This is a genomic window from Paenibacillus sp. J31R122, from assembly GCF_056269185.1.
This window is the reverse complement of record NZ_JBWDNM010000009.1, coordinates 251,301-269,343: the sequence shown is the minus strand read 5'-3', so window position 1 is coordinate 269,343 and position 18,043 is coordinate 251,301. Positions and strand designations below refer to the sequence as shown.

Below are 18,043 nucleotides of genomic sequence, written 5' to 3'. Positions count from 1 at the left end.
GAGGGGAGTGTCGATTGTGGCAAAGCCTGTTGTTGGAATTCAACTATATTCACTAAGAGACCAAACGGAGAAGGATTTTCTTGGCACGCTCGAAAAGGTAGCTAAGATGGGCTTTAAAGCTGTGGAGTTTACAGGTTTCTTTGAAATTTCTTCACAAAATTTGATCGAAAAATTAAAAGAAATTGATTTAATGCCTGTTTCCTCGCATGTATCGCTTAACTTTCCAGTGACGAAGAAGCTGGAATCGGATTTAGAGAAGCAAATTGAATTTACGCAAGAAATTGGCTTACAGTACTTAATTGCGCCATGGATTCCCTTGCCTGAGAAGCCGACACTGAACGATATTGAGTATTTGACAGGCGTATTAACCAAATGCGGGCAGCAGGTAAAGGATGCGGGAATGCAGTTTGGCTACCATAATCATGACTTTGAATTCAAGCTGTTGGACGGGAAGCCGGTCATTGATCATCTGCTCGAGAACGTCCCTGCTGAACTGATGACAATGGAATTTGATTTTGGGTGGATGTATTTAGCAGGCCATAATTCAGCTTATTATTTAAATAAATATAAAGATCGTGTAAAGATGGTGCATTTTAAGGATTTCGCGAAGGGTCGTAAAGATATAGAAGTTGGAGAAGGAGAGGTAGGCTACAAAAAAATAATTGGTGAAGTTTGTGATGCGGACGTTGATTATATTTTTGTTGAACAGGAGGAGTTTTCGGAGAGCTCGCTTAAAAGCGCGCAGGCTAATTATAATTTTTTTAAGAAGTTTGGGATCTTGTAAATGGTTGGTATTTAAAGGCTGTCCTATTGTAATCAATACCCAGCTATGGTACAATCACTTTACGTGTTTTTACGGAGCTCCTATGCTGGAGGTGGAATAAATGGAAATCTTATTGAAGATCGTGCTCGTTATATTTTCTGTCGGCCTAATTGCTGTTGTACTATTGCAAAAAGGTAAGAGTGCAGGCTTGTCCGGAGCTATTACGGGTGGCGCTGAGCACTTGTTTGGCAAGCAGAAAGCTCGCGGTTTGGATTTGTTCTTACAGCGTCTAACAGTTGTTATGGCAGTTGGCTTTTTTGTCTTATCTCTAGTTGTTTCTTACTTCGTACAACAATAATGAATACACATGCGGAAAGCGAGGATATTCCTCGCTTTTTTTGTATTTTCAGCACAATAGCGGATGCGGAGCCTCCCTTTCGTGTATACTACATGGTATATAATAATCTATCAACCGGTCGTATTTAAAGGAAACAAGCTGCGGCGGGCGCCTGAGGAGAAAAAGAGATAATGACCAACTACGAGCAGGAACTGCTTGATTTTATGAGAGAAAAAGCCTATAAGCCCATGAACTATCGAGAGCTTGAGAAGCATTTCGGTATGGAAGACGCTGAGGACTTTAAACAATTTATGAAGCTGCTAGTTAAGCTGGAGGATGAAGGAAAGGTCATTCGTACACCTAATGATCATTATGGTGTGCCGGAGCGGATGAACCTAGTGCGCGGAAAGCTGCAGTCTCATGCTAAGGGCTTTGGGTTTTTAATTCCGGATGAGAAGGATCACCCTGATATTTATTTGCATGCCAATGATTTGAAAAGCGCCATGAATGGCGATGTTATACTCGTTCGTATTACTTCAAGAAGTGAGAGCGGCGGACGAATGGAGGGTGAGGTCGTTCGAATTGTAGAGCGTGCCGTAACTCAAATAGTCGGAACTTATGAAGATCATGAATCATTTGCTTTCGTCGTAGCGGATGATAAACGGATTAATCGTGATATTTTCATCCCTCAAGGAAGCAGTAAGGGAGCTGTCTCGGGACAGAAGGTTGTTGTGCGTATTGTATCCTATCCAGAAGGGCGTTCAGCTGCCGAAGGCGAAATTGTCGAAATATTGGGTCATAAAAATGATCCAGGTGTCGACATTCTGTCGATTATTCGCAAGCATCAGCTGCCGGAAGGGTTTCCAGATGAAGTGATGGCTGAGGCTGAAGCAGCACCGGAATCCATTACGGAAGAAGAAATTGTAAAGCAGGGCCGTCGTGATCTGCGTAATGAGGTAATCGTTACGATAGATGGCGAGGACGCCAAGGACTTGGATGATGCAGTACATGTGAAGCAGCTGGAAAATGGCAATTTTCTATTGGGCGTTCATATTGCTGATGTTGGCTACTACGTAAAGGAGAATTCCAATCTCGATCAGGAAGCGTATAGCCGCGGCTGCAGCGTTTATTTAGTTGACCGCGTTATTCCAATGCTTCCGCATCGTCTGTCTAATGGAATATGCTCATTGAATCCACAGGTAGATCGTTTGACGCTATCCTGTGAGATGGAGTTTGATGTAAATACGCTGAAACGGGTTCGCCATGATGTGTTTACGAGTGTTATTCGTACGACAGAGCGTATGACCTATTCGAATGTACGTAAGCTGCTGACAGCGACAGAAGAGGAGCCGCAAACAGAGCTGAAGGAACGTTATGCCAGCCTGCTGGATATGTTCAATTTGATGGAACAGCTGGCAATGCGTTTGCGGGCTATGAGGATGAAGCGCGGGGCGATTGATTTTGATTTCCAAGAATCGAAGGTAATAGTCGATGAAACAGGTAAAGCTGTAGATATCGTGAAACGCGAGCGGTCAGTTGCAGAACAAATGATTGAGGAGTTCATGCTGGCAGCGAACGAAACGGTGGCAGAGCATTTCCACTGGCTGCGTGTACCTTTCTTATATCGGATTCACGAGGATCCGAATCAGGAGAAGCTGTTGAAGTTTTTGCAGTTCGCTGCAAACTTCGGCTATGTCATAAAGGGGAAAGGCAATTCCGTTCATCCTCGCGCGCTTCAGACGCTGCTTGAGGAAATTCAGGGGACGAAGGAAGCGACGGTCATCTCGACAGTAATGCTGCGTTCGATGAAGCAGGCGAAGTATGATGCGGACAGCTTAGGGCATTTTGGACTAGCGGCGGAGTTTTATTCCCACTTCACCTCTCCGATCAGACGTTATCCGGATTTAGTCATTCACCGCATTATTCGTGAAGTACTGGAGGGCGGCGGGCAATTAACGAATGCGCGCCATGACGCGTTATCGGCTCGGATGCCAGATATTGCACAGCATTCCTCAGAGCGTGAGCGAATTGCCGTTGATGCAGAGCGTGATACGGATCAATTGAAAAAATGTGAATATATGCTGGATAAGGTCGGCGAAGAATTCGATGGAATCATCAGCAGCGTGACGAGCTTCGGTATGTTCATCGAGCTCGAAAACTCAGTAGAGGGACTTATACGTCTAAGTGACATGTCGGATGACTATTATCACTTCCACGAGCTGCATATGGTCCTCATTGGTGAGCGTACTTCGAAGGTGTATCGTATCGGTGAAGAAGTGAAAATTCGGGTGTCCCGAGTTAATATGGCGGATCACACGATTGACTTCGAGATGGTCGATGTGAAGGAACGCGGCGGCAATATTGGCGCAGGAAAAGGAGGCTTTAATGCTCCTGGCGGCGGGTCGCGCGATGGACGCAAGCGCGGTAGCTACGGCGTGCGCGGAGGAAACGGCAGCACAGGCGGCGGAGCAGAGCGCGGTGGTAAGCGCGGTCGAGGCGGAAGCGGAGCTGGAGGCGGCGGCGAAGCAGGGCGTGGCGGCAAGCGTGGACGTGGTGGAAGCGGAGCTGGAGGCGCTGCCGGAGGTAATCCATGGCAGAGCGGAACGGGCACCGGCGGAGCGGAGAGCGGCGGTAAGCGCCGTCGAGGTGGAAGCGGAGCTGACGGAAGCGTAAGCAGCGGAGCAGAGCGAGGCGGCAAGCGCGGACGTGGTGGAAGCGCAGCTGGAGCGGCGAGCGGTAGTCCGTGGCGCAGCGGAGCTGGCGCTGGCGGAAGCGGTGGAGCAGAGCGCGGCGGTAAGCGCGGCCGTGGCGGAAGCGGAGCGGAGCAGTTGCCGGGGCAAGGGGCGGATATGGCGCCGAGCCAAGGCAATGAGCAGTCGCGTGGAAGCGGAAGCGGATCACGCAAGGATATGTGGGGCCTGCCGATACGCAGCGGCGGGACTGGTTCTGGAGGCCGCGCGGGCAGCGAGCGCGGTGATGGCGGTGGTGGTACGAAGCGGAAGAATACGTCGGCGAGTGGTATGTTCAAAGGCGAGCAGCCAGTTGAGACGCCTGGTCCTGATGCGAGCGGTGGAGCAGGAAAGAAACGGAAGAAAAAAAGCGGAGGCAATGGAAATTCGACGGCTGCTTTCGTTCGCAAAAATCGTAAATAACCCTTCTATAAACGGGTAAATACACAACAACTTCCAGTCTGGTGACAGATTGGAAGTTGTTAATATTGGGCGAAATAGGAAATATATTTAGCTTGTTGCTTGCTTTTTTTTTATGGGTATAGTACACTCAAAGCAATCGATGATATGGTCCTGAATTCACTTATTGAAAAGGGCATCATTATAGTCATGAAACCCTTTCCAATGTGTGAATTTTTTGTTTAAAGACAAACCAGGCGCATATTAATAACATTTTTTTTGGAGGTTTTTACACATGCAACAAGGTACAGTTAAATGGTTTAACGCAGAAAAAGGTTTCGGTTTTATCGAAGTTGAAGGCGGCAACGATGTATTCGTACACTTCTCCGCAATCACTGGCGAAGGTTTCAAAACGCTTGAAGAAGGACAACGCGTTGAGTTTAACGTTGTTCAAGGCAACCGTGGACCACAAGCTGAAAACGTAGTTAAGCTGTAATAGCTTACAATCGTTGATGAGACCGCTCTTGACCTTTACGGGTTAAGAGCGGTTTCTTTGTATAGCATGGTAGTGCTCGTTTTTCTGATGAGCCTCCATAGCACTCACCGCCTTGATTTCTGTATATAAAGTTGTTACAATGAATTCCTGAATAGTGTGCCAAAAAAATCAATTTATCGAATGAATGCTGAGGTGACTAGCATGGGTAAGAAGGATGAAAGCAAGCCGCTAGCCCAGAACAAGAAAGCTTCCCATGACTACTACATCGAAGAAACATTCGAAGCAGGCATGGTGTTGCGGGGAACTGAAATTAAGTCGTTACGTAACGGCAGAGCTAATATAAGTGATGCTTTTGCTACTGTTCGTAACGGTGAAATGTTCATTCACAATATGCATATTAGCCCATTCGAGCAAGGAAACATTCATAATCCGTCTGACCCTACTCGTACACGCAAGCTACTATTGCATAAAGTACAGATTCATAAGCTGCTTGGATTATCTAAGCGAGAAGGCTATTCTATCGTACCTTTGAAGATTTACGTTAGAAATGGCTACGCTAAGCTATTAATTGGACTCGGCAAAGGTAAGAAAGAGTATGATAAGCGGGATACTGCTGCGAAACGTGATGCACAGCGTGATATTCAGCGTGCTCTTAGAGAAAAGCAGAAATAACTACTGGCAGTAATGGATGATTGCAACCAAGGCTTCCAGTAACATATTTGTACACATACTGTCCTTTCGTGGTATACTGAGACAGTAGCAACGGCAAGATAGTTTAGAATGAATGTGTTAAGCATTCGTGCTCATGATCTATAACAACTCGGCAGACTTCATATCTATCGATGTTGTTCCTAAATCCTGAGTCCTCAACCTAGCTAAACTTCGGTATTCAAAACCGATTGTTTATGCCCATTTGGGGGCGTTTATGGATTCGACGGGGATTGTACGAGCGCGGGTTGCGGGTAGCAGGGAGTCGTCTGCTTCATCAACGCTAAAGCCTATTAAACGGCAAACAACAAACAAACTACGCTTTCGCAGCCTAAGAAACTGTGTGCGTGCTTCTACCCAGCATCGTCCATGTGACTGGATTAGGGGCTAACAAGTAGTGGAATACGCTGTCTCATCTCCGCCTGCGGTGAGCTGAAGAAGACAATCAGGCTGACCTTAGCGAAAGCCGGTTACGGGGCGTTTGCTTGGGTGACATCAAAACTGTGACTACACCCGTAGAAGCCTGTGTGGCGTGATCTTCGGACAGGGGTTCAAATCCCCTCGCCTCCACCAAACCATGAGAAAGAGCACCGCGAGAGGTGCTCTTTTTGCTTTTCCTCAAGAGCCGTAACAGGAAGCATCAGAATTAACTCCACATAATCTTTGCTGCTATTAGCAATAGAACAGACCCTTTTTCCAAACAACTGTTGTTTTAATCTCATGAGGTCAGACCTTGTCATATCCAGTTAAGAAATAAGTTCGAAACTATCCATACTTGTGAAAAAAGTCACAAACTTTGCTGGATTTTTGTATTAGAATAATAATATAAATAGAAGGAATAGGGAGTGATACTCATGTTGAACATCTACAGAGACGAACAACTAACTAATTATCTTCTTCATTTTTGTTATACTTGCGATCAGGGACACGAGTGCACGACGGAAGAAATGACGGTCGCTTGTATGAAAGAGAAATTTACCGAAGCTGCAAGTAAGACACCGCAAGAAGAGACGCGTGAATTGCTGCGATGGTACGAGCAAATATAGGTATCATGAAAAAGTAGGCAATCCCCAGCAAGGATATGATGCAAAAGGATCCGAAGGGGCAACCGTTTTCGAGGTGCCTCTCGGGTGACATCTAAGCTGTGACTACACCCACCGTGAAGCGCAGCCTGTGTGGCGTGATCTTCGGACAGGGGTTTAAATCCCCTCGCTTCCACCAATACCATGAAAACCCTGACCTCGTGAGGTTGGGTTTTTGCTATCTATAGGATAACTTACTGGTAGAATACCTTTAAAATTATTTAGTAACTTGAGTATAATCAATTCCGTTGGTAATATTACACTATCATATACCACTAACTCTGGAGCGACTTATGTGCGCGGTAATTGTATGCTTATATTAGGTATCATGTAATTCAAACCTGTGAATAGGGATCACCCTAGGAGATTAGAGGCTACAGATGGAGCTATGTTCATTTGTAGTCTTTTTGTCGTTCTTGGATATTTTGAGGAGGAGTAATCATTAGTAAGTCGTGTTTACTTATTATAATTTTGTAAATTTACAAGGAGGAATAGAGTATGCAATTAAGCGATTGGTGTGTAGACACGATTACTTATCACATATATCAAGTGAATATTCTATTCGACTGGCGGAGCCAGAAGAATGGGGATTGTATTGTTCGGTTTATTATAACATGCAATATAATGGTTTTTTTAGAGAAGAAAGCTATGTAGCATCGCGAAGAAATTCTTATTGGATTTATAAGGGAGAGACTAAAATCGGCGGGGTCAGAACGGCACCCAACGTGATTTACCATTTATTTTTTGTCCCTCCATTCAATGATTCATTCGAGGTATTGAAGCTACTTAAAGAGATATTAATACATTGGTCTGACAGAACTCAACCGATCAAGACTTTCGAGGTTCTTCCCGATCAAGTTCAATTATATGCGAGGGCGGGTTTTTGGCCAGATGAGTTCAGATGCCGTTGGATGCAGCGTCCTACAGATCATTTCGAAGTTATCTGGGATGATAATCTAATTATTGAAAGCCCTCAAATTGAACAAAACGAGAGGGGTACTAAGCGATTCATCAATGAAGACGAAATTGCTCGTTGTGACTTTGATAGCTTTAAAGGAGGCTTTGAAGCAGTAAGGAGAAAAAAGTTTTCTTTAGAAGATTTTATTCCAAATGAAGATCCTAATTATACGAATGAAATATTAGTTCAGGCTTCAACAATTATCTATGATAAGAATACTGGTCAGCTCATTGCGAATTGTCGTTTATGTTTACAAGACAATCTGGCAGCGGTATATAGTATCGGTGTAATACCTACCCATAGAGGAAGGGGATTGGCTACACGTATGTTGCAAAGAGCCCTGACTACTCTGAAAAATAATTATCCAATTCTAAGATTGTATGTCATGGAAGGTAATGATGCAGAATCTGTTTATTTTAATCTTGGGTTCGTGCCAGGAGTACAGGAGGTACAAAGTATGTATATACCTGCAGGACAATAGTGAGAACTCAACCGTTGAACCACGAGGAACCGTTAACGCATGCGATTGGAAGCTCTTACAGGTCGCGGAAGTGAAGAGACAACTCAAGCGGTGTCTTTTTTGCGTTTAAAGAGAATGTTTTCATAAAAATTTGAGTACACTACATAGTGTACATTATGTACATAATCTTGTAGAATGGAGGTTAGGAGGGATGAACATGCAAACTGTTTTGAATGCAACAGACGTTAGAGCTAATTTTGGTGGATTTATAGATACCATCGTGCGAGAGAAACCTCAAGCGATTAAAAGGAACAGAGATGTTATCATGGCATTCTCTAAACAACAAATGAAGGAATTGTTGTCCGTATATGAATTGACATTTGAGTATGAACAGGATGAAGATGGCAGATACGCTGGATCAATAGAACAAATAGAGGATATTGTTGCTGATGGTGAGACACTCGAAGAGCTTAGAAGTGAATTGGCACGTCACTTAGTTGAATATGCTGTAGACTATGAGAATAATTATGCACAATATTACAATACACCTAACAGACATAAACATTCCCCTTACGTCTTGCGTGTCTTGTTAGAGGATGATGTTGACTCGGTCGCAAGGATGTTCCATGCCTAGTTGGAGTGATTTAGAAAGCTTTTTAAGACGCGATGGTTGGGTTATGACACGGCAAACTGGCAGAGATAAAATTTATCAAAAGACTTTACCTGATGGAGAAGTATTGCGATCAGCAGTATCGAATGGTACGGGTGAGATCGGTAAAGGGTTATTTAATAGGATACTAAAACAACAGTTGCGCGTAGATAAAGCATATATTAATTCGAGAGAATAGTATTTTAATCACGGGGAGTCTCTAGGGTGGCATCAAAACTGCAGCTACACCCGTAGAAGCCTGTGTGGCGTGATCTTCGGACAGGGGTTCAAATCCCCGCGCCTCCACCATGTAAACCCCGACCGCAAGAGGTCGGGGCTTTTGCTTTGAGTGGAAATTGTAGACGGAGTGTAGACTTCATAAATTTATAGTATAACTTTCTGGATCAATAGTAGACATTTTGTCTACAATAATTCGTAGCATATGGTATGCGAATCAATTAATTATTTGTTAATCTGGATCGTGTGAATGATAAAAGATTGGATGTGCTGTTGAAAAATCACTTTTCCCGCGTCCCTTTCATCCCAACACTCACTACAATATTCGTCATGAGCTAATACAAAATTTATCTCATGATCTTCAACACATACTGATTGTGATCGCAGAGCAGCAAGTCTCGGCAGGAATCTCATGGATGATCTCGATTTCGGGTAGTGTGGGAATCCGTCGCCCATATCCTTTAAGCCCCGGTCTACCACCACGTTTAATCGAAGGTGATGGCGTGTCAGAAACCTTACTCTTCTCGAGCATTGGCGCTTCAAGTTGCGCAGATTCGGATAACTCTTCCATGGATAAGGCTTCTGCAGCTATTTCAGTGGAACATGCTGGCTTTCCCTGCTTTTCGTAAGAACGACTAAAGAGCACATCACGTTGCCCTTTGTTGACGGCTCTGAGTTTTTATTTTCTTGGGTTAGCATTTCGATGATCTTATCTTTGTGCTCAATGATAAACTGAAGTCGGTTAAGCTCCTTTTTTTGCAGAGCAAACAAGTGCTGATGTTCGGAAAGCAGAGAGTTATCCGTCAGTGCACTGAATACTTACAAATATTGTGTCAGTAGCTAGGAATGAAGGGCTCTTGCAGTTATTTTGTACTTCGTAGGGTAATCACCGGTATGTTTCTTGAACATATTGTTAAAGTAACTTTGGTTATGATAACCGACTCGGATCGCAATTTCCTGCAGATGCAAATCGGTTGTCATAATCAATTCCTTGGCTTTCTCGATACGTTTGATGTTTAAATAGTTGGAGAAAGTATCATTCATAGCTTTTATGAATTGTTGTCCCATATACGCCGCATTCACATTAAAAGCGTTGGATATGGTTTTGAGTGAAATGTTTTCCATATAATGACGGTCAACATAGTCCAGCATGCGCTTGATAATCGGATTCATATCATCGTCTCTCAGATGTGCAATCTGAAAAGTTGTCTGTGCTAGCGAACTAAGCCATAGCCTTAGTTCATCCATGTTTTGTTGTTGCTGCAACTCTGCTACAAGACTTCCCTGATTTTTCATCTGAAACGCATGATCAGGGTCTATTTTATGGGTATAGCTAATCAAGTGGTGGGCAATTTCAATAGTAACATTCTGTACGAGCGAAGGCGAAACACCTCCTACACTAGATAGTTCGGATAAAGTATCCTCAATAAAGGTCAATACTCCGGCGCCATTCCCGTTGATCAAATAAGACTGTAACCGATTATAATCGATGTTGATTGGAATGATGCTTTTCAGGGGAGACTGCTCCGAGTCATCCATAATCGTATTCATTGGCATTATAAGGCTGTAATCCATTAAATGCAGAGCACGTTTATAACTGAAATGGACGTCGTGCAGCTCCCTTTCCCGGGTCCCGATCGTAATAAATACATCACGTTTAAGATAGGCTGTAATCGATTCAGAGCAGTTCTTTAAAACACACCGGATTTGCATGGTTTTATCTTCAGAATCGCCAGGAAATATACATACGATATGTCCATAGGGATCACAGACTGTGATGGCCCACGTTGCAAGCTCTGAGCAAATATTCTCGGCGGCATACTGAATCAAATCCCTGTCATGATCGGTGTCGGAATCTTTATATAGGATCTTTATTAAGCTGACGATGATATAAGGAGAATCAAATTTGATGTTTAGCAAATCGGCTCTTTGCTCAAGTTCCTGGCGTCTGATTCGATTTACTAACCAACGGTTGATAATATTATTTCTCAGAATGACTGCATCGCTTCTCAACTGTGTTTGTTCAGATAAATCGCTTTCTATTTTCCAGTGTATCCCAATTAGTGTGTCGGACAACTCTTCCCGATTTACCGGTTTGAGCAAGTAATTCTCAATTCCGAGCATAGCTGCTTCCTTGACCAACGGAAAGTCGGCATGACCACTAAGAATGACACATTTGATCAGCCGATTGAAGGACTTTGTCCATTGGATCAATTGAAGTCCATCCACATCAGGCATTTTTATATCCGTAATCAGGACGTGAATCGTTCTGCCTTCCATGATCGCCATCGCTTCCGCTGCGGATTGGACTGTGCCGACTACCTCCATACCGTAGTCTTCCCAATCAACCAAACGCTGCAATCCTTGAATAATTTTCGGCTCGTCATCAACCAGCAAAACTTTGTACATCACTCAGCATCTCCTCTCGGCTTTTTGTTGGAATACAGATACGTACGGTAGTGCCCTTATCGGATTTGCTGTCAATATCCACTCCGTATTTCTTACCGAATAATAATTGAATACGCCTATGAACATTGGAAAGACCAATTTTATTGTGGTTTATTTCACTAGTGATTCTAAGCTGTTCTCTGATTTGATCCCTCGTTGAGTCATTCATCCCCTGCCCGTCATCCGATATTTCAATCACAATCTGCTGTTCTTGCCTGTAACCTTGGATTGTTATATGGTTTTCGGGTCTCGAATGATCTACAGCATGAATCAAAGCATTCTCAATGATCGGTTGCAACAGATGCTTGGGAATACCGAATTGATGAATGCTTTCATCGATTCGGAAATCGAAAATCAGGTTGTTACTATACCTGACATGGTACAGTTCGAGATAGCTGTTGCAGAATTCCAGCTCGTCTTTGATCGTAACGACCAACTCTCCTTTGATGCTATTTCTGAACAGTTGGGCAAGAAGCTCAATCATATGCCCTGTACTCTCATCTCCATAAGACAATGCTTCCATTCGGATTACTTCCAGTGTGTTGTACAGAAAGTGGGGATTGATTTGGGCTTGAAGCGCATGGATCTGGGCGTCCTTCTGCAACAAATCAGAAATGTAGATCTTATTGATATAATCCTTGAGCATATTGCACATATGATTGAAATTAACCGCTATGCTGTTGATCTCATCCTGATTCTTGCTGACGGGAATCTGGTAATTTAAATTGCCCATCTGTACTTTCTGGATTGCTTTATTGATGAGATTAACCCTTCTTGAGAATAACCGAATACTGACGATGCCGAAACATAAGGCAAACACCGCACACAATGCAGCGATAAGTACAACCGTGTTTATGGAGGACTGGATAGAAACCATAATTTGAGAGCGCGGCAGTATAGCTACGACATAATAGCCGAGTTTCTCATTATACAAGGAACTGACAAGACTAGATTGCTCCAAGTTAATCGGTGTCGGACTGTTTGGCCGGAAATGAGGGTATGTCTTCCCGTAGTAGTCGCCGGTAGTGTCCAAAATCACGTCACCGTTTAGACTTAACACAATAATTTCAGGTGAAAACTTACCGCTTACCATTTTGTCGAAATGGCGGACAATTCGTTCTGCGTTATAGTTTACGGTCAGGATGGCAATGCTTCGGTTGTACAATGAAGTGTTATCCCCAGCGGAAAGGGCAAAGGGCGCGCGGATGTTCGATGAAATCGAAAAAATACGCAATTGCTTTGAGGTTGCATAGTCCTGAAGATATGAGGGAGTTATCGAGAGACCATAAAAAGCATCGTCCATTTTCCTGAAAGAGGATGTGTTGTTCGCAATAAAACTCTGGCTGTTCAAGATCAAATAATTAGAGGTAAACATGAGGTCTTCGCTGATCTTCTTATACAGTACGGCATCAAAGATATCGTTATCTAGAGATGCAACTGCATTAAGGTAGTTATTGATCACAGATGCTCCCATGTAATCAGCTTCGTTGTAATTGGTAATTTTCCTGGACAGAAAGTCCATCATACTTTGGTGTTGTACCGGATTAAGATAAATCTGTCGTGTCAGTAAAGTTACAGATTCGGATTTTTCTTCCATATAATTCATTGCACTGGAAGCGCTTTCTTTAACCTTGTGAAGACCGTCTTGTTCGGCGGACCGCTTCAGACTGTGAATGACAGACATGCTGAATAGAATGACCGTAAGGATAATGATCGCCGTGTATATGATAAGAAGTCGATTGAAAAATTTCCGTTTAATAAACCTGGAATACAGTGATATCATCGTTTGGTTAACCTCCAGGAAAGAGTTCATAATTATTGCAAATTTCTAAAATTCTAAGAATAGCATTCCATAATGAGATCGTATTACTATGAACCTATGGGATTTCAGAAATCAAACATATCATAGATTAGGGGTACTTAGATGTCAACAAACAACTTGCAGGTCAATAAACAGAAGGTGTACATTGCCAAAAGGAATAAGGGGATGGATTCAGGGAAAATAACCCTACTGCTAATGGCAATTCCTTGCGTTATTATCTTGATCGTATTTTCTTATCTCCCATTGGCGGGTTGGGCCATGGCATTCTTCGATTACAAACCGGGACTCAAATTGTTAGATACCGAGTTTGTGGGCTTTAAGTGGTTTGTGTTCGCGTTTGACGACCCTGAGTTGTCCAACGTGCTGCGCAATACTCTTGTTCTTAGTTTTCTCAGTCTGTTATCTACGCCGATTGCTGTAATATTCGCCATCTTCCTTATGGAGATGACGAATAGCAGACTACGGAAGCTTATTCAGACGATAAGCACATTACCCAATTTTATCAGTTGGATTCTGGTCTTCTCTTTTGCTTACGCTATATTTGCCCCAGGGGATGGCATTCTTAATAAAGTATTGCTCAATCTGGGTTGGATCTCTGAACCGCTTAACCCTCTGGCAAACTCAGACATTGTCTGGTATTTTCAAACAGCCATCTCGATATGGAAATCGCTGGGCTTCGGAGCCATCATCTATATTGCTGCAATTGCAGGGATCGATCAGGAACAATACGATGCAGCTTCGGTGGATGGGGCGGGTCGATTCACGCGGATGTGGCATATCACTATGCCCGGTCTGATTCCCACTTTCATCACACTGCTGTTGTTGAATATCGGCGGGCTGCTAAATACGGGATTTGAACAATACTTTCTGTTTCAGAATGGGCTTACCCAATCTAAGATTCAGGTGCTGGATGTGTATGTTTATAGGCTTGGCATCACACTCAATAATTATCCGATGTCTACGGCGATCGGAATGGCCAAGACAGTTATCAGTATTATTCTGCTGTTCAGTGCCAACTATATTTCGAAGAAATTAAGAAACCAGTCGATATTTTAACAAGGAGGAAAAACGATGAAGAAGAGAGATTATACATTCCAAATTATTAATGCAACAGTTTTCTTGCTTTTTACTCTCTTGTGTATCTATCCCTTCTATTATATCTTTATTGCCTCTGTGAGTGATGCGCACGCTGTAGCTATGGGAGAGGTGCTTTACTTTCCAATCGGATTCCATCTAGATAATTTCAAAAGTGTTCTAAAGTTGGACGGAATCCTGATGGCTTTCGGTATCTCAGCCGCAAGAACGATCGTTGGGACTGCTTTGATGTTGTTCTTCTCCATAATGTTGGCATTTGTGGTAACTAAGAATGTTCTTCCAGGTAGAAAGTGGATATATAGAGCTACTGTGATTACGCTGTTCTTCAACGCCGGACTCATACCCTGGTTCGTTATCATGAAAACCTTAGGGTTAAACAACACCTTTTGGCTCTATGTACTGCCTGGAATGATTTCGCCCTTCGCAGTTATATTGATCAAGACGTACATGGAATCGATTTCGACTGCTCTTGAGGAGTCGGCCCTAGTCGATGGAGCTGGATACTTTACGATTTTGTGGAGGATTACTGCACCGGTTTGTCTGCCGGTAATCGCAGCTGTAGCGGTGTTTAATGCGGTGGGCCAATGGAATGCCTGGCAGGACAATTTCTTCCTTGTATCCCATCCGAATCTTCAAACGTTGCAGCTCATGCTTTACAACTACCTGCAGCAGGCGGAGTCTCTTGCCCGAGCAGCAATGCAAGGTGATATCAAACTGGCAAATGTTGCAAGTAGCAAGCAACTTGATTCCTTTTCGATCAAGACCACTATTACTATGGTAACGGTATTTCCGATCATACTTGTATACCCGTTTATGCAAAAGTTTATTGTGAAGGGCATTATGCTTGGATCGGTGAAAGGATAACTTTCGTTATTGGCCTGCTTGCAGGTTACCAATAAGCATTATGAAAAAATAACAGGGGGTATGGGTATGAAGAAGCGAATGAGAAACTTGTCGGCAGTGATCCTCATTGCTGCACTCACGTTTAACACTGCGTGCGCAGGTAACAATCGCGAGCAGAAAAACATTAACGCAGGTGCTGAACAAGCGGCAACGAATCAGGGTGAGACAGTCGCTCAGGAAAATCCGAGGGAAAAGGTAGGCTTGTCATTCTGGGCAGCAGAATTGTGGGCTAGTTCCCCGACAGGACGTCAGGACGATCCGATTATGAAGCATATCGAAGAGAAGTTTAATATTGAACTCGATATGGAAACCCAGCCATCCGATGAGAAGCTGGCAGCCATTCTCGCCACTAACGATCTGAAAGATATTATGGTTATTCCCAAGAAGAACTTTGATCAAATGAAAAGCCTAGTTATTGATATGGAACCACTTCTTGAAAAATATGGACAAGACATCAAAAAGAACATCAGTCCGGAAACGATTTCTTATTATAAAGATATGTTCGGAGATGGGCAATTGAAATTCCTTGGTTCCGAAATTAGCACTGACGGCCCAGTATTACCTGAAACGATCTGGGCGGGTCCCTATGTAAGATGGGATTATTACAAGGAGCTCGGTTACCCGGCAATCGAAACACCCGATGATTATATCAAGGTTGTCGCAGAGATGAAAAAGCTTCATCCTAAAAATGAAGACGGAAAGCCTTACCATGGGTTCTCATTATGGTTGGACTGGGGCTACGGAATACTGGCCGATCACTGGAACGTAAGACGTCAAGGAGCAGAGGTGATAGGCGGACTGACGAATATTCTTCAAATCGACAGGGAGTCCTTCGAATACTTCAACAAATACACGAATGAAAACTCGGGATTCTGGGCTGATCTTGATTTCTGGAATAAGGCCAACAAAGCGGGGCTCATTGATCCGGACAGTTGGACGCAAAAGTATGATCAGGCTGTTCAGAAATATAATACTGGACAGGTACTTGCCACCTATATTAACTGGGTGATTGGCGGATCAAACGCCTATTTCCAATCCAAGAAGATCTATGACAAAGGTTGGACCGCAGACAACCCAATTCCTATGAGTGGAGAAAACTATTATTACAATACGGCAAACAAAGGACAAAACTTTGTGTATGCAATCAGCAAAGACTCGAAAAATCCAGAAAGAGCAATGGAATTGATCAACTACTTCTATTCTGTTGAAGGCGTGCTTACGATTATTAATGGGATCGAAGGACTGGATTGGGTAAACGAGAACGGTGAGTATAAGTATACAGATACTTATTTCGAGAACGAGAAAGACGCCGAAAACGCCTTGAAGTTCGGATATCGGAAATATGCGAACCAATCCGGACTAGATATAACGGGGTTCATCCCTGGCACTAAGAATCCACTTGATTTCAGAAATAATCAATCCTACATGAAGATCCAACTGGAAAAGCCCGAAAATGCGCTGAAAAAGGAAATTACTTCGTACTACAATGCGGAATTTCCGAACAAGATACCGCCAAAGGGCCAAGAGTACGGCAAAACACGCATAGCAGAACTTTCTCCGTTGCTGCCGCCTAGTGAGCCGGATGAGATTAAGCTAATTTCGGACCGTATCGTCAATTATCTGAACCAGGAGGTCATCAAGCTCATTCTTGCGGATGACTTCGTCGGTCACAAAGCGAAGATCATCAAGGAACTTGAGAAGATGGGAATTGACAAGGTTTACACTTTCTGGGATGGGGAAATGAAGAAAGCCCTCACGGAGCTTAACTGATAATTAACCTCCATACAAAGACAGGCAAAATGAGAACTCCCCCTTACATCTACATAAAGGCGGAGTTCTCTTGATAAGGGGCGGTACATATGGCAAGCGACGAGATTCGGGATTACAGCAGCCAGCCAATACAACCCATTCGGATTGAAACTGGTAAATACCTAGTGGGGGCACAAGCATGCAATCTGTGGAACAGCTCTTCCGCATGGGATAGAATCAAGCCTTTTACAAATCGAAAGCCAGTACTTGGTTGGTATGATGAGGCGGACCCACGAATCATTGACTGGGAGATAAAATTTGCGTTAGAGCATGGAATTCACTTCTTCATGAACTGTTGGTATCGATCCAAGAATAATTTGGGGAAGCGTCCGATTACGGCCGAATACGATCATTGGCTAAGAGGTCTGGAACACAGCAGGTACGGAGATCAAATGAGATTTATGATCATGTGGGAGAACGCAAACGACATCGCTGCCGGAGTGGATTCTGAAAGCGATCTCATTGAAAATCTGCTGCCATATTGGGTGGAAAAGTACTTTTCCAGATCCAATTACCTTGTACTGGATGGAAAGCCGGTTCTGTCGATCTACAATATCGGTCTGCTGGTTGAGCAACTTGGTGGAAGTCTTCATGCTGCAAGAGCGATTGAGAACATGCGTAAGCGCTGTATAGAGGCTGGATTTAAAGGTTTGATCATTTTCGGTCAATATTGCTGGGGGCCGATAACAGAGAGGAATCAGCTTATGAAAGATATTGGTCTGGATTACAGCTTCTCGTATCACTGGCCTACGTTTGCAGATGGCTCTTCAAATCCCGGAGCGAAATTCTTCGGTGACGATCCCGATTCCATTATTCTTGCGCAGAAGAAATGCTGGGAAGTGCAGTCACAGGGGGCTGTTCCTAATATCGTGACTTGTTCCATGGGATGGGACTCGGCACCGTGGAATTATTCTTGCACAGACCAAACGTGGCGCCTTGAGCCCCGTGATTTTCAAAGATTGTGCGAAACTGCTAGACATGAGCTTGATTCCCGGCACAGCGGCGGATTGGAAAGTACTATAATTCTGCTGGATAACTGGAATGAATACGGAGAAGGGCATTATATCTTTCCAACCGAAAAATATGGCTTTTCCTATTTGGAAGCTGTACGTGAAGCTTTCAGGACAGTTTAGAAGTGAATATGTGGA

General features: G+C 43.6%; 15 protein-coding genes and 1 other RNA gene. 14 read left to right on the top strand and 2 right to left on the bottom strand.

Annotated features, from left to right (window positions below; genetic code table 11):
* Nucleotides 1–16 precede the first annotated feature (16 nt).
* The 10 genes from AC0YN7_RS16875 to AC0YN7_RS16830 all read left to right on the top strand — a co-directional run bounded on the left by AC0YN7_RS16875 (nt 17) and on the right by AC0YN7_RS16830 (nt 8,780).
* Complete coding sequence (locus AC0YN7_RS16875; RefSeq protein ID WP_475811178.1) at nt 17–784, top strand: sugar phosphate isomerase/epimerase family protein; 768 nt, start codon at nt 17–19, stop codon at nt 782–784.
* 100 nt (nt 785–884) lie between these two features.
* Nucleotides 885–1,121: a preprotein translocase subunit SecG gene (secG, locus tag AC0YN7_RS16870; protein WP_475811177.1), complete on the top strand. Its 237-nt coding sequence runs from the start codon at nt 885–887 to the stop codon at nt 1,119–1,121.
* Between the two features lie 170 nt (nt 1,122–1,291).
* Nucleotides 1,292–4,252, top strand: a complete 2,961-nt coding sequence (gene rnr, locus AC0YN7_RS16865; RefSeq protein ID WP_475811176.1) for a ribonuclease R — start codon at nt 1,292–1,294, stop codon at nt 4,250–4,252.
* A 271-nt stretch (nt 4,253–4,523) separates the two neighbouring features.
* On the top strand, nt 4,524–4,724 hold the full coding sequence (locus AC0YN7_RS16860) for a cold-shock protein (protein ID WP_028609190.1): 201 nt from the start codon (nt 4,524–4,526) through the stop codon (nt 4,722–4,724).
* 201 nt (nt 4,725–4,925) lie between these two features.
* Complete coding sequence (smpB, locus tag AC0YN7_RS16855; protein ID WP_475811175.1) at nt 4,926–5,396, top strand: SsrA-binding protein SmpB; 471 nt, start codon at nt 4,926–4,928, stop codon at nt 5,394–5,396.
* Between the two features lie 243 nt (nt 5,397–5,639).
* Nucleotides 5,640–6,005, top strand: a transfer-messenger RNA (tmRNA) gene (ssrA, locus tag AC0YN7_RS16850).
* A 281-nt stretch (nt 6,006–6,286) separates the two neighbouring features.
* A complete protein-coding gene (locus tag AC0YN7_RS16845; RefSeq protein ID WP_475811174.1) occupies nt 6,287–6,478 on the top strand; it encodes a hypothetical protein in 192 nt (63 codons plus the stop codon).
* Nucleotides 6,479–7,128: 650 nt separating this feature from the next.
* Nucleotides 7,129–7,953, top strand: a complete 825-nt coding sequence (locus AC0YN7_RS16840) for a GNAT family N-acetyltransferase (RefSeq protein WP_475811173.1) — start codon at nt 7,129–7,131, stop codon at nt 7,951–7,953.
* Nucleotides 7,954–8,149: 196 nt separating this feature from the next.
* Nucleotides 8,150–8,566, top strand: coding sequence for a hypothetical protein (locus tag AC0YN7_RS16835; RefSeq protein WP_475811172.1), 417 nt, complete (start codon nt 8,150–8,152; stop codon nt 8,564–8,566).
* Nucleotides 8,559–8,780, top strand: coding sequence for a type II toxin-antitoxin system HicA family toxin (locus AC0YN7_RS16830; RefSeq protein WP_475811171.1), 222 nt, complete (start codon nt 8,559–8,561; stop codon nt 8,778–8,780). Before AC0YN7_RS16835 ends, AC0YN7_RS16830 begins: the two co-directional genes overlap by 8 nt.
* An 878-nt stretch (nt 8,781–9,658) precedes the next feature.
* Here the strand turns inward: AC0YN7_RS16830 and AC0YN7_RS16825 are convergent.
* Complete coding sequence (locus AC0YN7_RS16825; RefSeq protein WP_475811170.1) at nt 9,659–11,227, bottom strand: response regulator; 1,569 nt, start codon at nt 11,225–11,227, stop codon at nt 9,659–9,661.
* Nucleotides 11,205–13,049 carry a sensor histidine kinase gene (locus AC0YN7_RS16820; protein ID WP_475811169.1) on the bottom strand — a complete coding sequence of 615 codons (1,845 nt, stop codon included), beginning with the start codon at nt 13,047–13,049 and terminating at the stop codon, nt 11,205–11,207. Before AC0YN7_RS16820 ends, AC0YN7_RS16825 begins: the two co-directional genes overlap by 23 nt.
* 141 nt (nt 13,050–13,190) lie before the next feature.
* On the opposite strand from AC0YN7_RS16820, the gene AC0YN7_RS16815 reads away from it, so the two are divergent.
* The 4 genes from AC0YN7_RS16815 to AC0YN7_RS16800 all read left to right on the top strand — a co-directional run bounded on the left by AC0YN7_RS16815 (nt 13,191) and on the right by AC0YN7_RS16800 (nt 18,028).
* On the top strand, nt 13,191–14,144 hold the full coding sequence (locus AC0YN7_RS16815) for an ABC transporter permease subunit (protein ID WP_475811168.1): 954 nt from the start codon (nt 13,191–13,193) through the stop codon (nt 14,142–14,144).
* Between the two features lie 15 nt (nt 14,145–14,159).
* Nucleotides 14,160–15,047: a carbohydrate ABC transporter permease gene (locus AC0YN7_RS16810; protein WP_475811167.1), complete on the top strand. Its 888-nt coding sequence runs from the start codon at nt 14,160–14,162 to the stop codon at nt 15,045–15,047.
* Nucleotides 15,048–15,113: 66 nt separating this feature from the next.
* A complete protein-coding gene (locus AC0YN7_RS16805) occupies nt 15,114–16,856 on the top strand; it encodes a type 2 periplasmic-binding domain-containing protein (RefSeq protein ID WP_475811166.1) in 1,743 nt (580 codons plus the stop codon).
* Between the two features lie 89 nt (nt 16,857–16,945).
* Nucleotides 16,946–18,028 carry a glycoside hydrolase family 99-like domain-containing protein gene (locus AC0YN7_RS16800; RefSeq protein WP_475811165.1) on the top strand — a complete coding sequence of 361 codons (1,083 nt, stop codon included), beginning with the start codon at nt 16,946–16,948 and terminating at the stop codon, nt 18,026–18,028.
* Nucleotides 18,029–18,043: the final 15 nt, after the last annotated feature.

Coding starts and splice junctions, on each gene's coding strand:
- secG (WP_475811177.1), top strand. CDS start 885: ATGGAAATCTTATTGAAGATCGTGCTCGTTATATTTTCTGTCGGCCTA.
- rnr (WP_475811176.1), top strand. CDS start 1,292: ATGACCAACTACGAGCAGGAACTGCTTGATTTTATGAGAGAAAAAGCC.
- AC0YN7_RS16860 (WP_028609190.1), top strand. CDS start 4,524: ATGCAACAAGGTACAGTTAAATGGTTTAACGCAGAAAAAGGTTTCGGT.
- smpB (WP_475811175.1), top strand. CDS start 4,926: ATGGGTAAGAAGGATGAAAGCAAGCCGCTAGCCCAGAACAAGAAAGCT.
- AC0YN7_RS16845 (WP_475811174.1), top strand. CDS start 6,287: ATGTTGAACATCTACAGAGACGAACAACTAACTAATTATCTTCTTCAT.
- AC0YN7_RS16840 (WP_475811173.1), top strand. CDS start 7,129: ATGCAATATAATGGTTTTTTTAGAGAAGAAAGCTATGTAGCATCGCGA.
- AC0YN7_RS16835 (WP_475811172.1), top strand. CDS start 8,150: ATGCAAACTGTTTTGAATGCAACAGACGTTAGAGCTAATTTTGGTGGA.
- AC0YN7_RS16830 (WP_475811171.1), top strand. CDS start 8,559: ATGCCTAGTTGGAGTGATTTAGAAAGCTTTTTAAGACGCGATGGTTGG.
- AC0YN7_RS16825 (WP_475811170.1), bottom strand. CDS start 11,227: ATGTACAAAGTTTTGCTGGTTGATGACGAGCCGAAAATTATTCAAGGA.
- AC0YN7_RS16820 (WP_475811169.1), bottom strand. CDS start 13,049: ATGATATCACTGTATTCCAGGTTTATTAAACGGAAATTTTTCAATCGA.
- AC0YN7_RS16815 (WP_475811168.1), top strand. CDS start 13,191: ATGTCAACAAACAACTTGCAGGTCAATAAACAGAAGGTGTACATTGCC.
- AC0YN7_RS16810 (WP_475811167.1), top strand. CDS start 14,160: ATGAAGAAGAGAGATTATACATTCCAAATTATTAATGCAACAGTTTTC.
- AC0YN7_RS16805 (WP_475811166.1), top strand. CDS start 15,114: ATGAAGAAGCGAATGAGAAACTTGTCGGCAGTGATCCTCATTGCTGCA.
- AC0YN7_RS16800 (WP_475811165.1), top strand. CDS start 16,946: ATGGCAAGCGACGAGATTCGGGATTACAGCAGCCAGCCAATACAACCC.